Origin of the sequence: Salinimicrobium sediminis (assembly GCF_900215295.1) — a bacterium.
GTDB classification, from domain to species: domain Bacteria; phylum Bacteroidota; class Bacteroidia; order Flavobacteriales; family Flavobacteriaceae; genus Salinimicrobium; species Salinimicrobium sediminis.
The window spans coordinates 1-23,479 of the sequence record NZ_OCMF01000001.1; the positions used below are offsets into that span (position 1 = coordinate 1).

Annotated in this window: 22 protein-coding genes and 3 tRNA genes; 13 read left to right on the plus strand and 12 right to left on the minus strand. The window is 42.1% G+C overall.

The annotated features are described in order from the left end of the window. The first annotated feature begins 723 nt into the window (after window positions 1-723). The 4 genes from thrS to rplT all read left to right on the plus strand — a co-directional run bounded on the left by thrS (window position 724) and on the right by rplT (window position 3,994). Entirely contained in the window at window positions 724-2,670 is a 1,947-nt protein-coding gene (thrS, locus tag CRO16_RS00005; RefSeq protein ID WP_097054315.1) for a threonine--tRNA ligase, read from the plus strand. Window positions 2,671-2,728: 58 nt separating this feature from the next. Beyond that, window positions 2,729-3,250, plus strand: coding sequence for a translation initiation factor IF-3 (infC, locus tag CRO16_RS00010; protein ID WP_262504842.1), 522 nt, complete (start codon window positions 2,729-2,731; stop codon window positions 3,248-3,250). Window positions 3,251-3,320: 70 nt separating this feature from the next. Beyond that, window positions 3,321-3,518: a 50S ribosomal protein L35 gene (rpmI, locus tag CRO16_RS00015; protein WP_097054316.1), complete on the plus strand. Its 198-nt coding sequence runs from the start codon at window positions 3,321-3,323 to the stop codon at window positions 3,516-3,518. Between the two features lie 131 nt (window positions 3,519-3,649). Next, the gene (gene rplT, locus CRO16_RS00020) at window positions 3,650-3,994 is read left to right on the plus strand and encodes a 50S ribosomal protein L20 (protein ID WP_097054317.1); all 345 of its coding nucleotides are present in this window, start codon (window positions 3,650-3,652) and stop codon (window positions 3,992-3,994) included. 154 nt (window positions 3,995-4,148) lie between these two features. Here rplT and CRO16_RS00025 read toward each other — a convergent pair whose 3' ends face one another. The 8 genes from CRO16_RS00025 to tgt all read right to left on the minus strand — a co-directional run bounded on the left by CRO16_RS00025 (window position 4,149) and on the right by tgt (window position 12,695). Next, a complete protein-coding gene (locus tag CRO16_RS00025) occupies window positions 4,149-4,580 on the minus strand; it encodes a secondary thiamine-phosphate synthase enzyme YjbQ (RefSeq protein ID WP_218839717.1) in 432 nt (143 codons plus the stop codon). Between the two features lie 30 nt (window positions 4,581-4,610). Then, a complete protein-coding gene (locus tag CRO16_RS00030) occupies window positions 4,611-5,438 on the minus strand; it encodes an amidohydrolase family protein (protein WP_097054318.1) in 828 nt (275 codons plus the stop codon). An 85-nt stretch (window positions 5,439-5,523) separates the two neighbouring features. Next, window positions 5,524-6,765, minus strand: coding sequence for an asparagine synthetase B (locus CRO16_RS00035; protein ID WP_245858904.1), 1,242 nt, complete (start codon window positions 6,763-6,765; stop codon window positions 5,524-5,526). A 91-nt stretch (window positions 6,766-6,856) separates the two neighbouring features. After that, window positions 6,857-8,410: a replicative DNA helicase gene (gene dnaB, locus CRO16_RS00040; protein WP_097054319.1), complete on the minus strand. Its 1,554-nt coding sequence runs from the start codon at window positions 8,408-8,410 to the stop codon at window positions 6,857-6,859. 167 nt (window positions 8,411-8,577) lie between these two features. Continuing rightward, entirely contained in the window at window positions 8,578-9,531 is a 954-nt protein-coding gene (locus CRO16_RS00045; RefSeq protein WP_097054320.1) for an acetyl-CoA carboxylase carboxyltransferase subunit alpha, read from the minus strand. 45 nt (window positions 9,532-9,576) lie between these two features. Further along, window positions 9,577-10,500 carry a DMT family transporter gene (locus CRO16_RS00050; protein ID WP_097054321.1) on the minus strand — a complete coding sequence of 308 codons (924 nt, stop codon included), beginning with the start codon at window positions 10,498-10,500 and terminating at the stop codon, window positions 9,577-9,579. Continuing rightward, on the minus strand, window positions 10,487-11,563 hold the full coding sequence (locus CRO16_RS00055) for an LptF/LptG family permease (protein ID WP_097054322.1): 1,077 nt from the start codon (window positions 11,561-11,563) through the stop codon (window positions 10,487-10,489). Before CRO16_RS00055 ends, CRO16_RS00050 begins: the two co-directional genes overlap by 14 nt. Before the next feature lies 1 nt (window position 11,564). After that, window positions 11,565-12,695: a tRNA guanosine(34) transglycosylase Tgt gene (gene tgt, locus CRO16_RS00060; RefSeq protein WP_097054323.1), complete on the minus strand. Its 1,131-nt coding sequence runs from the start codon at window positions 12,693-12,695 to the stop codon at window positions 11,565-11,567. A gap of 719 nt (window positions 12,696-13,414) precedes the next feature. Between tgt and CRO16_RS00070 the strand changes: the two genes are divergently transcribed. From CRO16_RS00070 to CRO16_RS00080, 3 genes are all read left to right on the plus strand, one after another. Continuing rightward, the gene (locus tag CRO16_RS00070) at window positions 13,415-14,260 is read left to right on the plus strand and encodes a transketolase (RefSeq protein ID WP_097054325.1); all 846 of its coding nucleotides are present in this window, start codon (window positions 13,415-13,417) and stop codon (window positions 14,258-14,260) included. Between the two features lie 110 nt (window positions 14,261-14,370). Beyond that, the gene (locus CRO16_RS00075; protein ID WP_097054326.1) at window positions 14,371-15,324 is read left to right on the plus strand and encodes a transketolase family protein; all 954 of its coding nucleotides are present in this window, start codon (window positions 14,371-14,373) and stop codon (window positions 15,322-15,324) included. A gap of 117 nt (window positions 15,325-15,441) precedes the next feature. Then, window positions 15,442-16,050 carry an outer membrane beta-barrel protein gene (locus CRO16_RS00080; protein WP_097054327.1) on the plus strand — a complete coding sequence of 203 codons (609 nt, stop codon included), beginning with the start codon at window positions 15,442-15,444 and terminating at the stop codon, window positions 16,048-16,050. A gap of 59 nt (window positions 16,051-16,109) precedes the next feature. Here CRO16_RS00080 and CRO16_RS00085 read toward each other — a convergent pair whose 3' ends face one another. Then, window positions 16,110-17,015: an FKBP-type peptidyl-prolyl cis-trans isomerase gene (locus CRO16_RS00085; RefSeq protein ID WP_097054328.1), complete on the minus strand. Its 906-nt coding sequence runs from the start codon at window positions 17,013-17,015 to the stop codon at window positions 16,110-16,112. A 78-nt stretch (window positions 17,016-17,093) separates the two neighbouring features. On the opposite strand from CRO16_RS00085, the gene CRO16_RS00090 reads away from it, so the two are divergent. Both CRO16_RS00090 and CRO16_RS00095 read left to right on the plus strand, forming a co-directional pair. Then, complete coding sequence (locus CRO16_RS00090; RefSeq protein WP_097054329.1) at window positions 17,094-17,486, plus strand: RNA-binding S4 domain-containing protein; 393 nt, start codon at window positions 17,094-17,096, stop codon at window positions 17,484-17,486. 39 nt (window positions 17,487-17,525) lie between these two features. Beyond that, window positions 17,526-18,029, plus strand: coding sequence for a phosphoribosyltransferase family protein (locus tag CRO16_RS00095; RefSeq protein ID WP_097054330.1), 504 nt, complete (start codon window positions 17,526-17,528; stop codon window positions 18,027-18,029). On the opposite strand, the gene CRO16_RS00100 is transcribed toward CRO16_RS00095, so the two are convergent. Then, on the minus strand, window positions 18,021-18,542 hold the full coding sequence (locus tag CRO16_RS00100) for a shikimate kinase (protein WP_097054331.1): 522 nt from the start codon (window positions 18,540-18,542) through the stop codon (window positions 18,021-18,023). The two genes, CRO16_RS00095 and CRO16_RS00100, sit on opposite strands and share 9 nt — an antisense overlap. A 133-nt stretch (window positions 18,543-18,675) precedes the next feature. On the opposite strand from CRO16_RS00100, the gene CRO16_RS00105 reads away from it, so the two are divergent. From CRO16_RS00105 to CRO16_RS00120, 4 genes are all read left to right on the plus strand, one after another. Next, window positions 18,676-18,748, plus strand: a tRNA-Lys gene (locus CRO16_RS00105). Window positions 18,749-18,771: 23 nt separating this feature from the next. Next, window positions 18,772-18,844 (plus strand) — tRNA-Lys (locus tag CRO16_RS00110). A gap of 57 nt (window positions 18,845-18,901) precedes the next feature. Then, window positions 18,902-18,985 (plus strand) — tRNA-Leu (locus tag CRO16_RS00115). Between the two features lie 184 nt (window positions 18,986-19,169). Beyond that, the gene (locus CRO16_RS00120) at window positions 19,170-19,592 is read left to right on the plus strand and encodes a hypothetical protein (protein ID WP_097054332.1); all 423 of its coding nucleotides are present in this window, start codon (window positions 19,170-19,172) and stop codon (window positions 19,590-19,592) included. Window positions 19,593-19,956: 364 nt separating this feature from the next. Here the strand turns inward: CRO16_RS00120 and CRO16_RS00125 are convergent, their stop codons facing one another. Further along, the gene (locus CRO16_RS00125; RefSeq protein WP_097054333.1) at window positions 19,957-22,227 is read right to left on the minus strand and encodes an aconitate hydratase; all 2,271 of its coding nucleotides are present in this window, start codon (window positions 22,225-22,227) and stop codon (window positions 19,957-19,959) included. Window positions 22,228-22,520: 293 nt separating this feature from the next. Next, a complete protein-coding gene (locus tag CRO16_RS00130) occupies window positions 22,521-23,474 on the minus strand; it encodes an AAA family ATPase (RefSeq protein WP_097054334.1) in 954 nt (317 codons plus the stop codon). Between the last annotated feature and the right edge of the window lie 5 nt (window positions 23,475-23,479).

Consider the following 23,479-nt stretch of genomic DNA (forward strand, 5'->3'; position numbering starts at 1 on the left):
ATTTTTGGAAGGATCGTCTTGTTGAAATAAAAGGAGTTGAACCTTTTCTACCTGTGCCCTACCCGGGATTCCTTTTCAGTATAATTTGTGAACTTCGCTCCTGTTTTAAGCGGCTGCAAATATACAACCGATTTTAAAACCTGCAAGAAAAAATTTTATTTTTTTTCGAAGCTTCCTGGAAAGCTTTCTATTCAGAACAGGGATGCAAATCTACAACCTTTTTCCGGTACAAAACAAACAAAATTTTAAACTTTTTTCAGAGAACGTATTTGCTTTGAAGCTCCTGCCCTACTGGGCTTACAACTCCCGGTCCAAAGACCTGTTGTTGTTTCTCAAAGCGGCTGCAAATATACGATCGGATTCCATTTGTGCAAGTCTCCTGCAAAAGTTTTTTAAGTTTTTTTTGACATTTTTAGAGCCACATAAGATAAGGTGTTGGAAATGATATTTTTGAGAGATGTTAAATTTCCAACCCTCCCCAGGTTCCAATCCCTGGCTGGGTTTCTTTTTCGCGTTAGGGACCTGCCTACGCTGAAGCTACGGCAGGCAGGTAGCAGCAAAAATCCTTTTTGTGAGGGACAAACAAAAAGATTGAAGTGTATAGCCCGCCTCACCTAAGCCAAAGACTGTGGAGGGGAAACGCCCAAAAAATTACTAGTCATATATAATAGTATTGTAAAGCAAAGCATAACCTGTTATCTTTGCAGCCTTAATTAAAGTTTTATGATAAAGATTACGTTGCCGGATGGCAGTATAAAGGAATTCGAAAAGGGAACTACTCCTATGGAGGTTGCCAAAAGTATTAGTGAAGGTCTTGCGCGGAATGTCATTTCGGCAAAATTTAATGATACCACGGTTGAAGTTTCCACACCTCTTACTACCGATGGCAGCCTTACCTTATATACATGGAATGACGAGGAGGGAAAAAAGGCTTTTTGGCACTCCTCTTCTCACGTGATGGCGCAGGCAATTCAAGATCTTTATCCGGGAGCGAAACTAACCATCGGTCCGGCAATCGAGAACGGCTTCTATTACGATGTGGATTTTGGAGCGCAGAAGATATCTGACAGTGATTTCAAAAAGATCGAGGATCGTATGCTGGAGATCGTCCGCGGAAAACATGACTTCAACATGCGTTCAGTACCAAAGGAAGAAGCATTAGGTTACTATAGACGTGAAAACAATCCGTTCAAAGTTGAACTTATTGAAAACCTTGAGGACGGAACCATCACTTTCTGTGACCACGACACCTTCACCGACCTTTGCCGCGGCGGACATCTACCCAATACCGGTTCTATTAAAGCCGTAAAAATAATGAGCGTGGCCGGAGCCTACTGGAGAGGTAATGAAAAGAATCCACAGTTGACAAGGGTATACGGCATTTCATTTCCGAAGCAGAAAGATCTTAAGGAATATCTGGAACTCTTGGAAGAAGCAAAAAAGAGAGACCATAGAAAACTTGGAAAGGAATTGGAATTATTCACCTTTTCACAAAAAGTTGGTCAGGGATTGCCCTTATGGCTACCAAAGGGTGCTGCTTTAAGAGAGCGCCTGGAAAATTTTCTGAAAAAAGCCCAGAAAAGAGCCGGATATGAAATGGTGGTTACGCCACATATCGGTCATAAAGAATTATATGTGACTTCGGGTCACTATGAAAAATACGGGGAAGACAGCTTTCAGCCGATTAAAACTCCTAATGAAGGAGAAGAATTTTTGCTGAAGCCTATGAATTGCCCTCACCACTGTGAGATCTACAACAATGGCCACTGGAGCTACAAAGATCTTCCAAAGCGCTTTGCGGAATTTGGAACTGTTTATCGCTACGAGCAGAGCGGCGAATTACATGGACTTACCCGTGTTCGCGGCTTCACTCAGGATGATGCCCACATTTTCTGTACGCCAGACCAGCTGGATTCTGAATTTAAGAAGGTGATAGACCTTACCTTATATGTATTCAATTCTTTGGGATTTGAAAATTTCACTGCACAAGTGTCTTTAAGAGATCCTGAGAACAAAACCAAATACATAGGATCTGACGAAAACTGGGAGAAAGCAGAGAACGCTATTATAAATGCAGCGATAGAAAAAGGCCTTAATTATGTGATCGAAACCGGAGAAGCCGCCTTTTATGGCCCCAAACTGGATTTCATGGTAAAGGATGCTCTGGGAAGACAATGGCAGTTGGGAACAATACAGGTAGATTACAATTTACCGGAACGTTTCAATCTTACCTATAAAGGAAGTGATAACGAAATGCATCGCCCGGTGATGATCCACCGTGCTCCTTTTGGAAGTATGGAACGCTTTGTAGCCATACTCTTAGAGCATACTGCAGGTAATTTCCCGTTGTGGCTGATGCCCGAACAGGCTATTATTCTCTCTCTCAGTGAGAAATACGAAAAATACAGCCAAAAAGTTTTAACTTTGCTGGAAAATAACGAAATTCGCGCCCTTGCAGACAACCGAAGTGAAACTATTGGTAAGAAGATCAGGGAAGCCGAGGTAAGCAAGATTCCGTACATGTTGATCGTAGGGGAACAGGAAGAAAATAACGGAACAGTTTCTGTACGTAAACATGGGGAAGGTGATCTTGGCAGCATGTCTGTCGAAGACTTTGCCCAATTAATTAAAAAAGAAGTAAATAGTACTTTACAATCATTTGAAGTTTAACCAAAATTTTTGAGCCATAGCAATACGTAGAAAAAGAACCAAAAGACCTCTTAGAGAAATCAAAGAAGATCCGCACAGAATTAACGGAAAAATCCGTGCGGAAGAAGTTCGCCTTGTAGGCGACAACGTGGAAATGGGTGTTTACCCAACCAGAAAAGCATTAGCCATTGCCGAGGAGCAGGAGCTGGACCTTGTGGAGATCTCTCCCAATGCCAATCCTCCCGTTGCAAAAGTAATGGACTATAAAAAGTTTCTCTATGAACAGAAAAAACGTGATAAGGCATTAAAGGCCAAAGCCACCCAGGTGGTTGTAAAAGAGATACGTTTTGGTCCTAATACAGACGATCACGACTATGAGTTTAAGAAAAGGAATGCAGAGAAATTCCTCAAAGACGGAGCAAAATTAAAGGCTTTCGTTTTCTTTAAAGGACGTTCTATTGTATTTAAGGAGCAGGGAGAGATCCTGTTACTGCGCCTTGCTACAGATCTTGAAGAACTTGGAAAGGTAGAGCAAATGCCTAAGCTGGAAGGAAAACGTATGACTATGTTCCTTTCTCCCAAGAAAACCAAATCGAAATAATTTCGTGATGGCTTCAAACAGCTAATTACGAATTACAATAATAAGTGAGATAATTAAAAAGAAGGACAGAATGCCTAAGATGAAAACAAAATCCAGTGCCAAGAAGCGTTTCAAGCTTACCGGTACCGGAAAGATCAAAAGAAAGCATGCTTACAAGAGTCACATTTTAACAAAGAAGACTAAGAAGCAAAAGCTTGCGTTGACTCACAGCACTTTGGTGCATGAGGCCGACGAGAATAATATCAAACTTCAGTTACGTTTAAAGTAATTGAACCTTTGATGGTTTACCAAATTTAATAACCCTGGAGTAAGGCAACTGGAAGTACGAATTTAGAAGTTAGAAATTAAACTTTCGGTTAAAAGTGTCAACGACCGCCTGCTACAAAAAAATTTAAAAATATGCCAAGATCAGTAAATTCAGTTGCGAAGAGAGCCAGAAGAAAAAAGGTTCTTAAGCAAGCAAAAGGTTACTTTGGACGTCGTAAGAACGTTTGGACAGTAGCTAAAAACGCGGTTGACAAAGCAATGTTATATGCTTACAGAGACCGTAAGACCAAGAAAAGAAATTTCCGTTCACTATGGATCATCCGTATTAATGCAGGTGCCCGTCTACACGGAATGTCTTATTCACAATTCATGGGGAAAGTAAAAGCCGCAGGGATCGAATTAAACCGTAAGGTTTTAGCCGATCTTGCGATGAACCATCCCGATGCGTTTGAAGCTATCGTCAAAAAAGTAAAATAAATTAAACTGTTATCTCACTTATAAAGGATCCCGTTCGAAAGAGCGGGATTTTTTTTGCTGAAATTTTGATGAGGAAATACACATGTGCCTGGGATAACTTTTCACACAGACCTGCAAGGTATATGGAACTTTACAGATCCCTGTCTCAGTTTCCCTATTTTCTCTCTCCGTAAATCGTCAGGACCAATTTCCTGCTGCCACCTTGATTGCGGTGTTCTCCTAAATAGATGCCTTGCCAGGTACCAAGGTTTAATTTTCCATTTGTAATGGGGATCTGAAGGGAATTCCCCATCAATGCAGCCTTTATATGAGCCGGCATGTCATCGCTACCCTCTAAGGTATGCCTGTAGTATGGCTGATCCTCCGGCACCATTTTATCAAAATGACTTTCAAAATCTTCCCTAACCGTGGGATCTGCATTTTCGTTGATGGTAATTCCGGCGGAAGTATGTTTGATGAAGACATGAAGAAATCCCACAGAAATTTCCTTTAGCTCCGGAAGTTGGCGGAGAACTTCATCAGTAATTAAATGAAAGCCTCTTGATTTGGCCGAAAGTTTGATCTCCTTTTGAAATATGCAATTCAAATTTCCCGTTTTTGACACCTCTGTTCTTTCTTACTTCAAATTATAAAAATTCACGGCATTCTTCCCAAAGATCTTCTCTTTTTCTTCTTTTGAAACGCTGCGGAAAAATTCTTCAACTATCGCAATTACTTCCTTATAACCTGCTGCGGAAAGGCATACCGGCCAATCTGATCCAAAAATGAGGCGGTCCGCTCCAAAGGCTTCATACGCCACTTCCATAAAAGGAAAAAGATCAGTAGGTTTCCAGCTGAAGTTTTTGGTTTCAGTCACTAATCCCGAAATCTTACACCATACATTTGCCAATTCCCCTAATTGACGGATGTTACTTATCCATTCCTTCTCGGGTTTTCCAAAGATCTTAGGTTTTCCCATATGATCCAGTACAAATTTTTGTCTCGGGAATGCCTCCACGAGTTCAACGGCAGATCTAAGCTGGTAATCAAATGCCAGAATATCATAGCTTAGTCCGAGATTAGCCAGCAATCCTATTCCCCGCTGAAATTCCGGAGAGGTCATAAATTCACCTTTTTCATCCCAGACGGTGTTACGAATTCCTTTCAAAAAAGGGTTTTTAGAGAAGTATTTCAACCGCTCCTCCACATCGGGCGAAGTGAGATCTATCCATCCCACCACTCCTTTGATAAAGCTATACTGTTCTGCCATCTTCAGAAGCTTTTCTGTTTCAGCTTCAGATTGGTCTGCCTGCACTGCAATACAGCCGGAAAATCCGTTTTCTTTGAGTAGTGGCCGCAAATCTTCGGGAGTATAATCCTTTTTTAATACGGCCATTTCATCTGTAATCCAAGAGTATGTTTGTGGATCAAATTTCCAGAAATGTTGATGGGAGTCGATTCTCATATGACAAGGGAGGAGATATTGGATTGGTTGATCGTGTTAGAGCCGGACCATGGTCCGTCTTTACAAAGGTATAGGTGCATAGCACCTATGTTTTTTGCTTCTGTTTCTTTGCAGCCGGGAAGAGCACATTATTGAGGATGAGCCTGTAACCCGGGGATGTGGGATGCAATTGCAGCTCGGTCTTGGGATCCCCTACCATGTGCTGATAGTCTTCGGGATCATGACCTCCGTAAAATGTGAAAAATCCGTTGCCTTTAATTCCGTGGATATATTTTGCTTCGCCGTTGATCTTGCTTTCTCCCATGACCAGTACAGTAGGTTTTATGGTCGCAGGATCATAAGCTGTGGTTTGTCCCATAAATCCTTTAACCAGCATGGTATGATTCTGGGTTAGCATGGTAGGTATGGGATCCCATTTTGCCGAATATTCCATAAGTGTAAAATAATCCACATCCATTGAAACCTGTCGCTTATTAGTCATATCTATTGAAGAAAATTCATAAACCATAGGATTTCTTTCCAGGATAAAATTTTCAAAGGCAAAGCTCTTCTCAAAATTAAGTCTGCTCTGGTAGTCTGCATCACTGGGATCGCCGTCAAACATAGGTTCTGCGATATCTACACCTTCGGCAGAAAGAGCGATATCAAAGCTGTCGGTTGCGCTACACATGGCGAACATAAATCCGCCACCCACCACGTAATCTCTTATTTTTAGGGCAACATCAAGTTTTTCTTCAGAAACCTTATCATACCCCAAACTTGCCGCTAAAGCTTCCGCCTGTTTTTTATCTTCAATATACCATGGGGCCGTACGGTAGCTGCGGTAAAACTTTCCATACTGCCCGGTAAAATCTTCGTGATGTAAATGAAGCCAATCAAAGAGCAGTAAAGCATCATTAAGTACTTCTTCATCATAGATGGTCTCGTAAGGAATCTCGGCATAAGTAAGCACCATGGTTACGGCATCATCCCATGGCTTATTGCCCTGGGGAGAATAAACCGCAATTTTTGGTGCCTTTTCCAGCAGGACCGCCTCCATATTTTTTGCCGGACTGGAAATTTCTTCCAGGATCTCTTCGGTTTTTTGATCACTTATTACCTCAAAAGAGACTCCACGAATCTGGCATTCGCGCCGCAGTTCTTCAGAATCTGGCAGCAGAAAGGATCCGCCGCGATAATTTAAAAGCCATTGTACCTTTACTTCTTTTTCAAGCATCCAATAGGTTATTCCATAAGCTTTAAGATGATTCCGCTGGGTTTCAGCATCCATGGGAATGAGCACCTGGGATGCCATTGCGGGAAGAGAAAGCAGGAAAAACAAGAGCATAAAAAAGCCGGAAAAGAATGAGTTCTTTCCGGCTTTTTTAATAGGTTCAGTAAAAGATTTTCCGAAGAAAATCAGAAGAAAAATTGCGTTTTTAGAAAGGCACGTCGCTGTCGTCATTGTTAAAATCATCATTCATTGAGCTTCCAAAGGCTTCATCGGCACTGGGGAAGTGGCTGGTGTTGAAGCCAAAATCTCCGGCATCATCATCGTTCATTTTTGAATGGAATTCAGACGGAGAATCGAAATCATCTAAGTTATCGAATTTACCTAAATGTCCAACGAATTTCAACCTAATATTCTCTAATCCCCCGTTACGGTGCTTAGCAACAATGAATTCTGCCTGCCCGTCTGTTGGAGAGCGTTCTTCATCATCCCACTCCTCTATCTTATAGTATTCGGGACGGTAAATGAAGGATACAATATCGGCATCCTGCTCAATTGCCCCCGATTCCCTAAGGTCACTCAAAAGTGGCCTTTTTGAACCTCCCCTTGTCTCCACGGCACGGGATAACTGCGAAAGTGCGATCACCGGCACGTTCAATTCTTTGGCAAGTGCCTTAAGGTTTCGTGAAATGGTAGAGATCTCCTGTTCACGGTTTCCGCCTTTTTGGCTTCCGCCGGCAGTCATTAACTGCAGGTAATCAATTACGATCAATCTAATTCCATGTTGTGAAGCGAGCCTTCTTGCTTTAGCTCTAAGGTCAAAGATGGAAAGAGACGGGGTATCGTCTATAAATAAAGGCGCTTTTTCAAGACCTTTCACTTTTACGTTAAGCTGTTCCCATTCGTGCTTTTCCAGGTTTCCTGTACGGAGTTTTTCTGAAGAAAGTCCGGTTTCTGAAGAGATCAATCGGGTGATCAACTGTACAGAAGACATCTCCAGAGAAAAGAATGCTACCGGAATGTTCTGGCCTACAGAAATATTTCGTGCCATGGACAGCGTTAGGGCGGTTTTACCCATACCCGGACGCGCTGCGACAATAATAAGGTCACTCGGTTGCCATCCCGAGGTCAATTTATCAAGTTTTTCAAATCCTGAAGGAATTCCGGAAAGCCCCGACTTGTTAGAGATCTCCTGGATCTTTTTCTTCGCCTGCATAACAAGGTCCTGAGCGGTCTCTGAAGATCTTTTGATATTCCCTTGCGTGACTTCGTAAAGTTTGGATTCTGCGGTGTCTAAAAGGTCAAAAACATCGGTAGTTTCGTCATAGGACTCTTCAATGATCTCGTTTGAAATTTTTATAAGACTTCGCTGAATATATTTTTGAAGAATGATCCTTGCATGGAACTCAATATGTGCAGAAGAAGACACCTTTTGGGTAAGCTGAACCAGGTAGAAATCACCTCCCACCTGCTCCAGCTTCTGATCTTTCCTTAATTGATTCGAAACCGTTAATAAGTCGACAGGTTCTGAATTCTCAAAAAGCTTAAAAATCGCTTCGAAGATATGCTGATGCGCATTTTTATAGAATACCTCCGGATGTAAAATATCAATAATTTCATCAACCCCTCGTTTGTCGATCATCATTGCGCCAAGTACAACTTCCTCTAAATCAACGGCTTGTGGCGGAACTTTTCCTTTCTCGAGACTTATCACATTCCCGGGACTGTAATTATAATTTTGGGGGGCTTTGGCTTTTTCCATGTTACGAATGTAGAAAAATAGAGTTTAGTACCTTGCTGCGAACCGGCTGACTTAGTCCACAGTTTATGAACATTTTAACTGTTGAAAACTTTAATAATTTGTTGATAAGGCCAAAAAAATCCGAAGAGCGACCCTTCGGATTTTTTCAAATCTTATATATAAGGAGTTTAACCTTTAAACACTCCCATTTGAGCATATTTTTCCATCCGGTTTTTGACCAAATCTGCTGGTGATAAGTTTTTAAATTCACCATAAGCTTCAGAAATGGCATTCTTCACAGTTTCAAAAGTCATTTCCCTGTTACTGTGTGCACCTCCAAGCGGCTCCTTAACGATCTCGTCAATGAGCTTCTGCTTTTTCATGTCTTTGGCAGTAAGTTTTAGAGCATCGGCAGCTTTTTCCTTGAATTCCCAGCTTCTCCAAAGAATTGAAGAACAGGATTCAGGAGAAATTACAGAATACCAGGTATTCTCAAGCATAAGCACTTTATCTCCCACTCCAATTCCCAAAGCTCCTCCACTGGCACCTTCTCCAATGATCACTACGATAATTGGCACTTTTAGACGGGTCATCTCCAGAATGTTTCTGGCAATAGCCTCTCCCTGTCCACGTTCTTCGGCTTCAAGGCCGGGATAAGCCCCGGGAGTATCTACAAAAGTAACCACAGGAATTCCAAACTTTTCTGCAGATTTCATAAGACGCAGCGCCTTACGGTAGCCTTCCGGATTTGCCATTCCAAAGTTTCGGTATTGACGGGTCTTGGTATTATAACCTTTTTGCTGCCCTACGAACATATAACTTTGATCACCTATCTTTCCAAGGCCGCCAATCATAGCTTTGTCATCCTTCACATTGCGATCGCCATGAAGTTCCAGGAAGGTGTCCCCGCAAATGGCGTTGATATAGTCTAATGTATAAGGACGGTTTGGATGCCTGGAGAGCTGCACCCGTTGCCAGGCAGTTAGATTCTTATATATTTCCTTTTTTGTCTCGTTAAGTCTTTTTTCAATTTGGCGACAGGTGGCCGAAACATCGACCTCGCTTTCCTTACCTATGGCGCAAGCCTTTTGGTATTGTTCTTCCAACTCCTTTATAGGTAATTCAAAGTCTAAATATTCCATAATGAGTTATGGGTTGTTTAAAATTAGCTTACAAATATAAGAAACTTAAAAGGTAGCTTTCGGTTGTTTTTTGAATTTTCTGCGCGTCTTGAGAAAGCCGTTAAGGATCACCGTAGACAGAATGATCGCTGCACCATAGTAAAATTCAGGGTTCATTGCTTCTTCGCTGCCAAAGATCCAAAAGGCCAGCAAGATTCCGTAAACCGGCTCCAGGTTGATCGTTAGCATAATGGTGTATGGACTAAGGTGTTTCATCACTGCCACGGAAGCTATAAAAGCGTAGGCGGTACAGACTGAAGCCAGGATGAGCAGATAGGTCCAGTCCATAGCCGAAACATCAAAGAATTTATTACTAAAACCTGCAGTATTACTTCCGGAGAAGGTAATGATAAGAAGGTAAATTGTGATTGCCGCGGTACCGGTAAGTAATTCGTAAAATGAGATTACCGAAGCATCTTCCTTTTGAGCCAGTTTCCCGTTGATCAAAGAAAATACTGCGGAAAGAAAAGCTGAAAGCAAAGCGAGGAGGATCCCGGCTAAATACTCGGTCTCTACTTTAAAGATGATATAAAGCCCGCAGATCACCACCAGACCAAAAAGGATCTCATACCATATTACTTTTCGTTTGTAAAAGATAGGTTCCAGAAAGGAAGTGAAAAATGCTCCTGTAGAAAGTAAAGCCAGTGTAATGGAAACATTGGAGACCTTAATTGCTCCAAAAAAGGTGAGCCAATGTGCTGCGATAACGACCCCGGCGATCAACATCACCATTACTCTTTTGGGTGCGAGACGCAATTTTTTTTTCCTGAATTTGATCCACAGGTAGATGAATCCGCTGGCAAGCAGCATACGGTACCATACCAGCGGCACTGCATCGAGGGTGATCAAAGCGCCCAGCACAGCTGTAAATCCCCAAATGAACACGATGACGTGAAAATGGAGATAACTTCTTAATTTATCGTTTGGCATTCCAGAGCAGGTAAATAGCTAATATCCCAAAGAAAATATTGGGGAACCACACAGCAAGCAAGGGAGAAAAAGTACTTTGTTCGGCGATGGTTCCAAAGACCTTGTCCATAAAGATAAAGACAAATGCCAGGGTAATTCCCAGGGCCAGGTTTACTCCCATTCCGCCCCGCCGTTTCATGGAAGAAACAGCCACCGCGATCACTGTAAGAATATATGCTGAAACCGGTAAACTCCAGCGTTTGTATGCTACCACCTGGTAACGATTAATATTTCCGGAACCTCTCCTTTTTTCCTGTGCAATAAAATCCCGAAGCTCCTGATAGTTCAGGGTTTCGGCCATATAGGAAACCGGAGTAAGATCCTCAAATTCGAAGGGAAGTACCGTATCTAAACTTATTTCAGTAATAAGTTCATCCCCTTCTTCTCCTATGATCCTCTTATTAAAATTAGTAAGAGTGTAGGTAGAATCCTCCTCGTTGAGTTTCAACCGGGAGGCACTTATTTTGAATTTTAGTTCATTGCCTTCAAAATGTTCCAGCGTAAAATTTCTTGCCGTGTTAAGCCGTGGCTGGAAATGCGAAGCATAGATGTACTCCTTATCATTAATTTGCCTGTAAACATCGCTTGTTTCCTGAACTTCGGCTCCGCGTTTGAGATAGGTGTACTTAAATTCATTGAAACCTTTGCTGGCATTTGGCGCCAGGTACATGCCCATCACCAAAGCTCCCAGGGAAACAACAGTGGAACCAATGAGATAAGGCCGCAGAAACCTCCAAAAGCTTACTCCACTACTCAAAAATGCAATGATTTCGGTGTTTTGCGCCAGTTTTGAGGTGAACCAGATCACCGACAGAAACAGGAACAGCGGAAACAGCAAATTGGCGAAGTAAACCGTAAAATCTATATAGTAATTTACTACCTCCCAAAAAGGCACCTCATTCTCCAGGATCTTGTCGATCTTTTCTGCAATGTTGATGGTGATCCCTATAGGAATAAACAGGAACAACATCATTACGAATGTTCCCAGGTAACGCTTTAATATGTACCAGTCAAGGATCTTCAACTTAGAGACGATTGTTCATTTGCTTTACCATCACATTTTTCCAGGAGGAAAAATCCCCGGCTAAGATATGTTTTCTCGCTTCACGAACCAACCAGAGGTAAAATCCGAGATTGTGCATGGTTGCAATTTGTTTGCCAAGCAGTTCATTTACCGAAAAAAGGTGTTTCAAGTAAGCTTTGGTATAATATGTATCCACATAGGTATTGGCAGCTTCATCTATAGGAGAAAAATCGTCTTCCCACTTCTTGTTCTTGATGTTAATGGTTCCGTGCGATGTGAATAACATTCCGTTTCTTGCATTCCGGGTAGGCATCACACAGTCAAACATATCAACTCCCAGAGCTATATTTTCCAGAATATTAATCGGAGTTCCCACTCCCATGAGGTAGCGGGGTTTTTCCTTCGGAAGAATATTGGTCACGATCTCTGTCATGGCATACATTTCTTCAGCCGGTTCTCCAACTGAAAGTCCTCCAATGGCGTTTCCTTCTGCTCCGGCGGAAGCTATATATTCCGCAGATTCCTTCCTCAGATCTTTATAGGTACTTCCCTGAACAATTGGAAATAGCGCCTGAGAATAACCATATAAGGGCGGAGTTTTTTCAAAATGAGTGATACACCTGTCAAGCCACCGGTGTGTGCGATGCATAGAATTTTTTGCATACCTGTAGTCGCACGGGTAAGGCGTACATTCATCAAAAGCCATAATAATATCGGCCCCGATAGCCCGCTGAATTTCCATTACGTTCTCGGGCGTGAAGTTGTGATAGGAGCCGTCGATATGCGATTTGAACCGCACCCCTTCTTCTTTGATCTTTCGTCTTTCAGAAAGGGAATACACCTGGTATCCGCCACTATCGGTAAGGATATTCCGGTCCCAGTTCATGAATTTGTGAAGTCCGCCTGCCTTTTTTAAAATTTCTGTTTGCGGCCGAAGGTAAAGATGATAAGTGTTCCCCAGGATAATATCCGGGTCTACCTGTTCCTTAAGATCCTTTTGGCTTATTCCTTTTACTGTAGCTATAGTTCCCACCGGCATAAAGATGGGAGTTTCAATAATTCCGTGATCTGTAGTTATCACTCCGGCCCTTGCACTGCTGCCCGGATCTGTAACTGCTAATTCAAATTTCATAGAAGATTTTAATGGGCGCAAAGATAGCTATTTTTAGTGGTCAGAGGCCAATGGTCAGTGATCAGAAATTTTTTCGATGTCAGGTCGAGCGGAGTCGAGACCTTGGTATTAAATTACAAGCACCAAATTCCAAAAATAAATATCCCGACACGGATTGCAAATCCGCGCCACCATCAGCGAAGATCTCTGTAATCAGCGGGAAATAGTTAAGCACTAAATCCAAAACACACATAATTTCAAAAGCTTTTTCAATGTCAGGTCGAGCGGAGTCGAGACCTTTGTATTAAATTACAAGCACCAAATTCCAAAAAGAAATATCCCGGCACGGATTGCAAGTCCGCGCCATCATCAGCGAAGATCTGCGTAATCAGCGGGAAATAGTTAAGCACTAAATCCAAAACACACGTAATTTCAAAAGCTTTTTCAATGTCAGGTCGAGCGGAGTCGAGACCTTTGTATTAAATTACAAGCAACAAATTCCAAAAAGAAATATCTCGGCACGGATTGCAAATCCGCGCCATCAACAGCGAAGATCTGTGTAATCATCGGGAAAAAATAGTACTTCCCGAGTCCAATTACCTCTCTAACAAATTAATCATTCTCCAATAACTAATCTCCAACTTTCCCACTGTTAACAGCTTTTGATAAGAATTGGGGCTGGTTGATTTCCAAAGCTTTTATAAAATAGTATTTTTGCAACACATTTAATCAAAACCCAGATGTCAAACACACAACAACTAGAAGATTTTGTCACCCAGGTGAGAAGGGACATTGTAAGGCAGGTTCATAAAGTTAATTCGGGTCATCCCGGAGGTTCTTTAGGCTGCGCCGAATTTATAAGCGTCCTTTACCAGGAAGTGATGGATCGCAAAGAAGGATTTGATATGGACGGAAAAGGCGAAGACCTGTTCTTCCTTTCCAATGGCCATATCTCTCCTGTTTTTTACAGCGTACTTGCCCGCAGCGGATATTTTCCAGTAGAGGAACTCAGCACCTTCAGGCTTATTGATTCCCGTCTGCAGGGACACCCTACTACTCATGAAGGTCTACCGGGAGTAAGAGTAGCTTCAGGCTCTCTCGGTCAGGGACTTTCAGTAGCTATAGGTGCCGCAAACACCAAGAAACTTAACGGCGATGATCATTTAGTGTATTCATTGCACGGAGATGGCGAACTGCAGGAGGGACAAAACTGGGAAGCTATTATGTATGCAGCGGCAAAAAAAGTAGATAATCTTATTGCCACTGTAGATAGGAATCACCAGCAAATCGATGGCTGTACAGATGATGTTTTACCTATGGGTAACCTGGTAGAAAAATTTGAGGCTTTTGGATGGGATGTTTTGGAACTGGAAAATGGGAATGATATTTCTCAGGTTCGTGAAGCTCTTAAGGAAGCCAAGGGTCGTACCGGAAAAGGAAAACCTGTGGCCGTTATAATGACTACCGAAATGGGTCACGGCGTTGACTTCATGATGGGCAGTCACAAATGGCACGGAGTTGCCCCTAACGATGAGCAGCTGGAAAAAGCCCTGGCTCAAAATCCTGAAACCTTAGGCGACTACTAGCCCCACCCTTCCTCTCCGAAGGGGAGGAGTTGAATCGAGAAAAAATGAAAATTATTACTAATTAAAAATATACCCGAACTCCCCTCCTTTGGAGGGAACGGGGGAGGCTTATGAAAAAATATACAAATACAGGAAGTAAAGACACCCGTTCGGGTTTTGGAGACGGCCTTACCGAACTGGGAAAAACCAATCCTAACGTGGTAGCCCTTTGTGCCGATCTTACCGGATCTTTAAAAATGGGAGATTTCGAGAAGAATCATCCCGAGCGTTTTTTCCAGGTAGGAATTGCCGAAGCAAACATGATGGGCATTGCAGCCGGAATGACCATTGGCGGAAAAATTCCATTTACGGGAACTTTTGCCAATTTCTCTACCGGAAGGGTTTATGACCAGATAAGGCAATCCATTGCCTATAGTGACAAAAATGTCAAAATTTGCGCCTCGCATGCCGGTCTCACTTTAGGGGAAGACGGGGCAACCCACCAGATCCTTGAGGACATCGGGTTGATGAAAATGTTGCCGGGAATGACAGTGATCAACACCTGCGATTATAACCAGACGAAAGCAGCGACCATTGCCATCGCAGAACATCACGGACCTGTTTACCTTCGCTTCGGAAGACCAAAAGTTGCCAATTTCACGCCTGAAGATCAAAAGTTCGAGATTGGAAAAGCTGTACTTCTGAATGAAGGTAAGGATGTGACCATTATCGCTACCGGACATCTGGTTTGGGAAGCGCTTCAAGCGGCTGAACAACTTGAGGAAAAAGGTATTTCTGCTGAAGTGATCAACATTCACACCATCAAGCCTCTTGATGAAGCTGCTATCCTGGCTTCAGTGGGAAAAACAGGTTGTGTGGTGACCGCCGAAGAGCATAACTTCCTTGGCGGCCTTGGAGAGAGTGTAGCGCGTACTCTTGTACAGCACCAGCCTGCTCCACAGGAGTTTGTTGCCACGATGGATACCTTCGGGGAAAGTGGAACTCCCGAACAACTTATGGAGAAGTATGGTTTAAACGCCGCAGCAATCGTAAAAGCTTCAGAAAAAGTGATCAAAAGAAAATAATTTTTGTTCCCTGAAAGATAAGGCCTCTCAAAAAAGCAATTTTTAGAGAGGCTTTTCTTTTTAGAAATATTTTTCGAAGGAAACCGTTCTATAGATCATGAACTTAAAAAACCTATTATGAAAAAGTACGTAGTGCTCTTAATGTTTTGTATCACTTCCGCAGCAATGGCCCAAAGTGGATTTGGAGTAAAGGGCGGACTCAATTATGCCGACAACGGAGAAATGACCTATACTGATTTTACAAATGCCGGCGAAGACATCATAGAAGGTGGAGAAAGTAAAATGGGATATCACTTTGGTGTTTTTTATCAGATGAATATCCTTGGATTTTCTCTAAGGCCGGAGCTGGTGTATACCACTACAAAAAGTTCCTACCAATTCAACCAGGAAGAAGCAGATTACAACGTTTCAAAAATAGATCTTCCCATCCTGGTAGGCACAAAAGTTTTTGGTCCCGTGAAATTGTTTGCCGGGCCAAGTCTTCAATATATAGTTGACAATGACTTTGAAGGTTTTGAACTGGGCGATGTAAAAGATGAGTTCACCATTGGCGCACAACTGGGAGCGGGAATCCAGCTCGGAAAGATAGGATTGGACGTGAGATACGAAAGAGCCCTAAAAGAAAACGAAGCAGAATTTATGACGCTGGATGGGAGTAACAGTGGACCAACAAGAGTGGACACACGGCCGAGTCAGGTAATTTTCAGCCTTTCCCTGGATCTTTAGTATAAATATAAGCATTAAAAAAGCCCCTTTTCGGGGCTTTTATTTTTTAGCTAACATGATTAACTGTCGCTGTCGAGATAATCAGGAGTTCCATCCCCATCGGTATCAGGGAAGGTGAGACTGCCGTCTTCGTTTATTACAATCTCTTCTTTGGTAGGTACAAAATCCCCGTCATCATCGGCATCCATATAATTAGGAACTAAGTTTCCGTCTGTGTCATCATTGTTTACCTGTTCATCTTCATCAAGATCTTCCATCCACGAGGGAATTCCATCATTGTCATGATCGGCTTCATTAGCACCATAGAGTCTAAAGGTAAAAACCAACGGACTGTAGGAAGGAATCGAAGCCTGTGGAGTGTTGAAATATCCCAAACCTGAAGGCAGGAATACGGCACCAATACCATAGTCATTATTCCAATTGATCGTATTATCCGGCTGCACTTCAAAGCCCGAAGCTCCTCTAAACTCAGATAGGGATTGTGAAAATCCGGGAATGGTACGGGTAAGATCGAACCATACAGGATTTACCGAAGCATCGAACATTCTACGATTTAGCAAAGACCCTCTGTAAGAAACAAAGGTAGAATCAGAGAATTTTGGCTGATATTGATCTTCGGCACCTTCCCTAACCTTTAGAAGATAAATGGTATACTCCACGTCTTCAAAAGTATAAGTCTTGGCTTCCAAAAGTGGAGATTGGCTTAGAGGCGTTTTATCTGCATTGGCAGCATTGATCGTATCGATCTCTATCTGATAATTAAAATCTGCCGGTGGATTTTCAAAATCCTCATAGTTATAAAAATGAGTCTCAAGATAAGCATCAAGTGCTGCCTGGTCTGCAGTTTCCTGCTCTCCCCTATCTCTTGGTGGTTCAGGTTCTGCCGATCCATCATCATCTTTATCACAGGATATTAAAAATGCAGCTGCAAGAACAGGCAAAAACAAAAATTTCTTCAAATTCATCAAAAGGTATTTTAGGGCCGCAAGATACAATATTCTTGTATTTTTGCTGAAGAATGATACATTTTTACTGCAGATTATATGAGAGTAGATAAGTTTTTATGGTGTGTGCGGTATCACAAAACCCGAAGCATTGCCACAGAAGCATGTAAACAGGGTAAAGTACGGGTGAATGACGCGATCGTTAAACCTTCCCGGGAAGTTTATCCAACAGATAAGCTCACGGTTAGAAAGAACCAGATCAATTACCAGATCGAAGTGCTTGACCTTCCGAAAAGCCGTGTAGGAGCAAAACTCGTGAACCTGTACATCAATGATATTACTCCAAAGGAAGAATTCGAAAAACTGGAACTGCTTAAATACTCCCAGGATTATTACCGCAAAAAAGGAACCGGAAGACCTACCAAAAAAGATCGGAGAGAACTGGACGATTGGTTCGATCCAGAGGATAATGAGGAAGATCAAAAAGATTAAAAAATAAAAGCCTGTTTGTTATCTTTGAAAAAAACCACCATGGAGAAAACTTCTATTCCCATTCTTGATCACGACCAAATTAAGCATAAGATAAAACGAATTGCTTACCAGATATATGAAAGCAATGTAGATGAGAAACAGATCGTGCTGGCCGGGATCTCCAAAAGTGGGTTTACATTAGCTAAACGATTACAGAGTGAACTTAATAACATTTCAGATCTTGATGTCTTGCTGTGCGAAGTAAAGATCAACAAAAAGAACCCCCTGGAAAAGATTTCCACCGGTATGACCTCGGAGGAATATCAGAATAAATCCCTGGTGCTTATCGATGATGTACTGAATTCCGGAACTACCCTGATCTATGGAGTTAGGCATTTTCTCGATGTGCCGCTTAAAAGATTTAAAACTGCCGTCCTGGTAGATCGCAGCCACAAAAAATATCCCGTCAAAGCTGATTTTAAAGGCATCTCCTTGTCGACCTCTTTACATGAAACGGTAAAGGTGCATTTTAAGGAAGGAGACGACAGCGTAGAGCTAATTTAGCTTGTCAACTATTTCTGAAGTAATTTCTAAAACACTTTTGTCGTCTGTAGAAATAATTAAGTCACTTTGGTTATAATAAAAGGTTCTCTCAAAAAGGTGTTTCCGAATAAAATCCTCAAGAACTTCAGGAGAACCCAGATCTTTTATAAGTGGCCGGTGTTCTCTTTCGGAAAGCAATCTTTGTTTAAGCTGAAGCAGGCCGGTTTTTAAATATATGAGAGTAGCTCCTGCGGAATTCTTTATGAGCTGCAGGTTTTTTCCATAACAGGGAGTGCCCCCACCCAGGGCAAGAATAAAACTCTCCTCCTGCTCCAGAAGATATTCAAGTACCCGGGCCTCCTTCCTTCGGAAATATATTTCTCCTTTTTCGGCAAAAATTTCGGCAATTGTTAGATTCTCCTGTTTCCTTATTTCGGCATCCAGGTCAAGAAATTTAAGGTCCATTTTGCCTGAGAGCTCCTGTCCCACTACAGATTTACCCGAACCCATGTAGCCTGCTAAAATAATTTTCATGCCTTAATTCAATGATTTATAAGCAGTTTTACCCCACCTTTTAAATGATGAACAAATTTATATCAATTTGTTCTTGAAAAATAAATTAATGTGGGTATATTTGCACCCGCATTAGCAAAAATGCAATAAGGCAGATCTGGTAGCTCAGCTGGTAGAGCATCTCCCTTTTAAGGAGAGGGTCCTGGGTTCGAATCCCAGCCAGATCACTTTTAGAGTTCTTTTTTATATTGACCTGGTAGCTCAGTTGGTAGAGCATCTCCCTTTTAAGGAGAGGGTCCTGGGTTCGAGTCCCAGCCAGGTCACAATTTCATTTAGACTACTGCAAGAGCAACCTGTTTCTTAAAGAATTCTGAATAAATGCCCAGGTGCTGGAATTGGTAGACAGGCATGGTTGAGGGCCATGTGTCCATTAGGGCGTGCGGGTTCAAGTCCCGCTCTGGGCACTTCTTCAAAATCCAATTCCACTATAGTTTTTTCCTAAGCTTCTTCTTTTCGTTAAAAATTTCACGTTTCTTACCCACCTTCTTACACAAAAGCTAAATTTCTGTTAATCATATATTTAGGCAATTCACGAGAAGAAATAAAGTTTATTTTTATCCTGTTGGTTCACTTTATTTATACTCACAGATGCAATTTCAGCTTTACACACAACTTCTAAAACTCGATCTCTCCAATGATCATCTTTTGCAGATGTATTATGTCATCTACTATGACCTAAGACAGGAAGACAGAGAGATGGCAGAGAATGTGGCAAAACTCATTGAGATAAGAGAGAAGACAAAGCTGGAGCTTAGAAGACTGCTTTTCAATATAAAAAATTCCATCAACGCATCTAAGGTGGGAAGTGCAGTTCTCAACTTTTTACCCGTATTTTTAAAACTGGATTATCTCGCCAGAAACACTTTCAATAAATTAAATTTGAAAGCATGTTATGAAAAAGAGAAAAAAAACATTAAATTGTATTACGAAACTCTTTATAATCAGGATATTCCATCTACAACCTTAGATGTTTTGTTAAAACAGAAGCGTAAGCTGGAATCCTTACCATAATAGATGAGAGTATAGTAATTTTTACTGGGGGGCAAAAATTACTTGATTGAATACTCCGGCAGGAATGCCGGGGTTTCTCATCTACTTTTAAAAAAGGCTGTCTTTTTAGACAGTCTTTGTTTTTTGGGCAGTACTGGAATAGTTCCGTAAAATCTTACGGCAGAAGTTCAGAAGTTCTCTCCTGCACGCTCTAACCCCATAATGCTGGGTAACTCTCCATCAACGCCTGATAATTAAAATATGCCGCTCCTGTGGGGTTTCTAAAGAATTTTTTCCCTAAGTCTCTTTACAGGAAGTTGGTTGGTAAGACCAAAAAAAGCTCCCGCACAGGCAGGAGCTCGTACTTCATTCTATTTGAAGCTACTTAGGCAGCAGCATTCTCCTTTTTGATAAGATTTAAAGCAGAACCTTCCCTAAACCATTCAATTTGTGGCAGGTTGTAGGTATGATTTGCTTTTATTACATCTTTGGAACCATCTGCATGGACTATTTCAATAGTCAGCTGCTTGTCTGGCGAAAAGTTTTCAAGATCGATAAAGTTAAAGGTATCATCCTCCTGGATAAGATCATAATCGCTCTCATTTTCAAAAGTAATACCCAGCATTCCCTGTTTCTTCAGGTTCGTTTCGTGGATCCTTGCAAAGGATTTTACAAGTACCACCTTCACTCCTAAGTGACGTGGCTCCATAGCCGCGTGCTCTCTTGAAGATCCTTCCCCATAGTTATGGTCTCCCACAACAACAGTAGGAATACCAGCAGCCTTATATTTCCTCTGAGTGGCAGGAACTCCGTCGTAGTCGCCGGTGATCTGGTTTTTCACGAAATTGGTCTTCATGTTGAATGCATTGACTGCGCCAATTAGACAGTTATTGGAAATGTTATCCAAATGCCCTCTAAAACGCAACCATGGTCCCGCCATGGAAATATGGTCTGTGGTACATTTTCCAAAAGCTTTGATCAGCAATTTAGCCCCAATGATGTTCTTACCATCCCATGGCTCAAATGGCTCCAGCAATTGAAGTCGTTCAGAATCAGGATTAACTTTTACCTCAACGGAAGATCCATCTTCGGTAGGTGCAAGATATCCCGGATCCTCTACATCAAAACCTTTTGGCGGCAACTCAATTCCTGTGGGTTCATCCAGTTTTACGTATTCCCCATCTTCATTTAGTAAAGTATCTGTGGTAGGATCAAAATCCAGCCTTCCGGAAATTGCAATTGCTGCTACCATTTCTGGAGAACCTACAAATGCGTGGGTATTAGGATTTCCATCTGCTCTTTTTGAGAAGTTACGGTTAAAGGAATGTACTATGGTATTCTTTTCCTCTCCTTTACGGTCACTTCGATCCCATTGACCTATACATGGTCCGCAGGCATTGGAGAAAATAGTGGCATCAAGATCCTCGAAGATCTGCAATAAACCGTCTCTTTCTGCAGTATAACGAATAGTCTCAGACCCGGGATTGATCCCGAAATCTGATTTTGCTTTTACTTTTTTATCAACCGCCTGTTTGGCAATTGAAGCCGCACGGGTTAGATCCTCGTAAGAAGAATTGGTACATGATCCAATGAGTCCCCAATCAACATTGATTGGCCAGTCATTAGCTCTTGCTTTCTCTCCCATTTCAGAAATTGGAGTAGCAAGATCCGGAGTGAAAGGACCATTAAGGTGAGGCTTCAATTCAGAAAGATTGATCTCTATTACCTCATCAAAATATTGTTCAGGATTTGCGTAAACTTCGGCGTCTCCAGTAAGATGTTCTTTTACTTCATTAGCTGCATCTGCAACATCTGCTCTATTCGTGGCGCGCAGGTAACGTTCCATGGAAGCATCATATCCAAAAGTTGAAGTTGTAGCTCCAATCTCGGCACCCATGTTACAAATAGTACCTTTTCCGGTAGCCGACATAGATTGGGCTCCTTCTCCAAAGTACTCAATAATTGCCCCTGTTCCTCCTTTTACGGTAAGGATTCCGGCCACTTTTAAGATCACATCCTTGGGAGCGGTCCATCCGGAAAGTTTCCCGGTAAGTTTTACTCCAATAAGTTTAGGGAATTTAAGTTCCCATGCCATTCCGGCCATTACATCTACCGCATCTGCACCACCAACACCTATGGCAACCATTCCAAGTCCGCCGGCGTTCACTGTATGAGAATCGGTTCCGATCATCATTCCCCCCGGAAAAGCATAATTTTCAAGAACTACCTGGTGAATGATCCCGGCACCTGGTTTCCAGAAGCCAATCCCGTATTTATTGGAAACAGATTCAAGAAAATCAAAGACCTCATCACTGGATTTTTTGGCACTTGGAAGATCGAATTGAGCTCCCAGTTTAGCCTGGATAAGGTGATCACAGTGAACAGTAGTTGGCACTGCTACAGTTTTCTTTCCTGCCTGCATGAACTGCAAGAGGGCCATTTGAGCCGTGGCATCCTGGCAGGCAATTCTGTCCGGTGCAAATTCTACGTAATCTTTTCCACGGGTGTATTTTTGGGTAGGTTTCCCATCCCATAAATGCGAATAAAGGATTTTTTCTGAAAGCGTTAAAGGTTTACCGGCAACCTCACGGGCAGCATTCACACGCTCTCCCATTTGGTCATAAACCTTCCTGATCATATCAATATCGTATGCCATATATAAGAAATTTATTTTGTCTGAAAGTGATGCAAAATTACGAATTCTCTCAGGAATTAAAAAATCATAACCAAAGCAGATATTTCCCTGAAGATAATTTAATAATTCCGTAAAATTAGCGGGATAAAATTAAGTACATCCTATAAATGGAGCTTCAGAATAAGAAATTAGTAAAAGAGAGCCCTGAATTTTACTCCTGATTAAAGTTCACTTAAGGAATCCGAGAACGAAGAAACAATTAGTAGCTGAAAATTTCAGCTAAAAAACAGGAACTGCAGAAAAATAAGGGAGATTTAAAATAAGCTTTTGATGATCTCTTCTTCAGAAATCCCTTCGGCTTCGGCTTTATAATTTTTGATCACCCTGTGGCGTAAAATTCCAAAAGCTACGGCCTGAACATCTTCAATATCCGGAGAGAATTTTCCGTGAACAGCGGCATTAGCTTTAGCTCCTAAAATGAGATTTTGAGAGGCTCTTGGTCCGGCACCCCAGTCGACATATTCTTTTACCATTGGCGTGGCACGATCTCCTGCAGGCCGAGTTTTACCGACAAGATCCACGGCATATTCCACCACGTTATCGGCAACGGGAATACGTCTTACCAAATGCTGAAAATCGACGATCTCTTTTGCAGAAAACAAAGGATTAATCTCTACCACCTCGTCTGAAGTTGTTCTTTTTACTACCTGTATCTCCTCCTCAAAAGAAGGATACTCGAGTTTGATTGCAAACATGAACCTGTCAAGCTGAGCTTCGGGTAAAGGATAAGTTCCCTCCTGCTCAATTGGATTTTGAGTTGCGAGCACAAAGTAAGGCAGATCGAGTTTATAATGTTGACCCGCAACCGTCACTGCCCGCTCCTGCATAGCCTCAAGTAGAGCTGCCTGGGTTTTGGGAGGGGTTCGGTTGATCTCGTCTGCAAGAATTATATTTCCGAAGACAGGACCTTTAATGAATTTAAAGTGCCGGTTTTCATCCAGGATCTCAGATCCCAGAATATCACTCGGCATAAGGTCGGGAGTGAATTGGATTCTTTTAAAGTTAAGCCCCAAGGCTTTGGCAATGGTATTGACCATTAAAGTCTTCGCCAGGCCGGGAACACCTATAAGCAAAGAATGCCCTCCCGAAAAGACCGACAAAAGAATTTGGTCTACTATTTCCTGCTGCCCAATGATCCTTTTGGCTATTTCCTGCCTTAGTTCTTGGTGCCGGGTGACCAGATTTTTTACCGCCTCAACGTCTGACATACTTT

Bases quoted from the DNA above. Each gene is read 5' to 3' on its own strand.
- CRO16_RS00090 (WP_097054329.1), top strand. From the start codon at position 17,094: ATGAGAGTAGATAAGTTTTTATGGTGTGTGCGGTATCACAAAACCCGA.
- dnaB (WP_097054319.1), bottom strand. From the start codon at position 8,410: ATGGAAAAAGCCAAAGCCCCCCAAAATTATAATTACAGTCCCGGGAAT.
- rplT (WP_097054317.1), top strand. From the start codon at position 3,650: ATGCCAAGATCAGTAAATTCAGTTGCGAAGAGAGCCAGAAGAAAAAAG.
- CRO16_RS00050 (WP_097054321.1), bottom strand. From the start codon at position 10,500: ATGCCAAACGATAAATTAAGAAGTTATCTCCATTTTCACGTCATCGTG.
- CRO16_RS00100 (WP_097054331.1), bottom strand. From the start codon at position 18,542: ATGAAAATTATTTTAGCAGGCTACATGGGTTCGGGTAAATCTGTAGTG.
- CRO16_RS00045 (WP_097054320.1), bottom strand. From the start codon at position 9,531: ATGGAATATTTAGACTTTGAATTACCTATAAAGGAGTTGGAAGAACAA.
- CRO16_RS00125 (WP_097054333.1), bottom strand. From the start codon at position 22,227: ATGGCATACGATATTGATATGATCAGGAAGGTTTATGACCAAATGGGA.
- CRO16_RS00085 (WP_097054328.1), bottom strand. From the start codon at position 17,015: ATGAATTTGAAGAAATTTTTGTTTTTGCCTGTTCTTGCAGCTGCATTT.
- CRO16_RS00080 (WP_097054327.1), top strand. From the start codon at position 15,442: ATGAAAAAGTACGTAGTGCTCTTAATGTTTTGTATCACTTCCGCAGCA.
- CRO16_RS00120 (WP_097054332.1), top strand. From the start codon at position 19,170: ATGCAATTTCAGCTTTACACACAACTTCTAAAACTCGATCTCTCCAAT.
- CRO16_RS00030 (WP_097054318.1), bottom strand. From the start codon at position 5,438: ATGAGAATCGACTCCCATCAACATTTCTGGAAATTTGATCCACAAACA.
- CRO16_RS00075 (WP_097054326.1), top strand. From the start codon at position 14,371: ATGAAAAAATATACAAATACAGGAAGTAAAGACACCCGTTCGGGTTTT.
- CRO16_RS00035 (WP_245858904.1), bottom strand. From the start codon at position 6,765: ATGCTCTTGTTTTTCCTGCTTTCTCTTCCCGCAATGGCATCCCAGGTG.
- CRO16_RS00070 (WP_097054325.1), top strand. From the start codon at position 13,415: ATGTCAAACACACAACAACTAGAAGATTTTGTCACCCAGGTGAGAAGG.
- rpmI (WP_097054316.1), top strand. From the start codon at position 3,321: ATGCCTAAGATGAAAACAAAATCCAGTGCCAAGAAGCGTTTCAAGCTT.
- CRO16_RS00130 (WP_097054334.1), bottom strand. From the start codon at position 23,474: ATGTCAGACGTTGAGGCGGTAAAAAATCTGGTCACCCGGCACCAAGAA.
- tgt (WP_097054323.1), bottom strand. From the start codon at position 12,695: ATGAAATTTGAATTAGCAGTTACAGATCCGGGCAGCAGTGCAAGGGCC.
- thrS (WP_097054315.1), top strand. From the start codon at position 724: ATGATAAAGATTACGTTGCCGGATGGCAGTATAAAGGAATTCGAAAAG.
- CRO16_RS00095 (WP_097054330.1), top strand. From the start codon at position 17,526: ATGGAGAAAACTTCTATTCCCATTCTTGATCACGACCAAATTAAGCAT.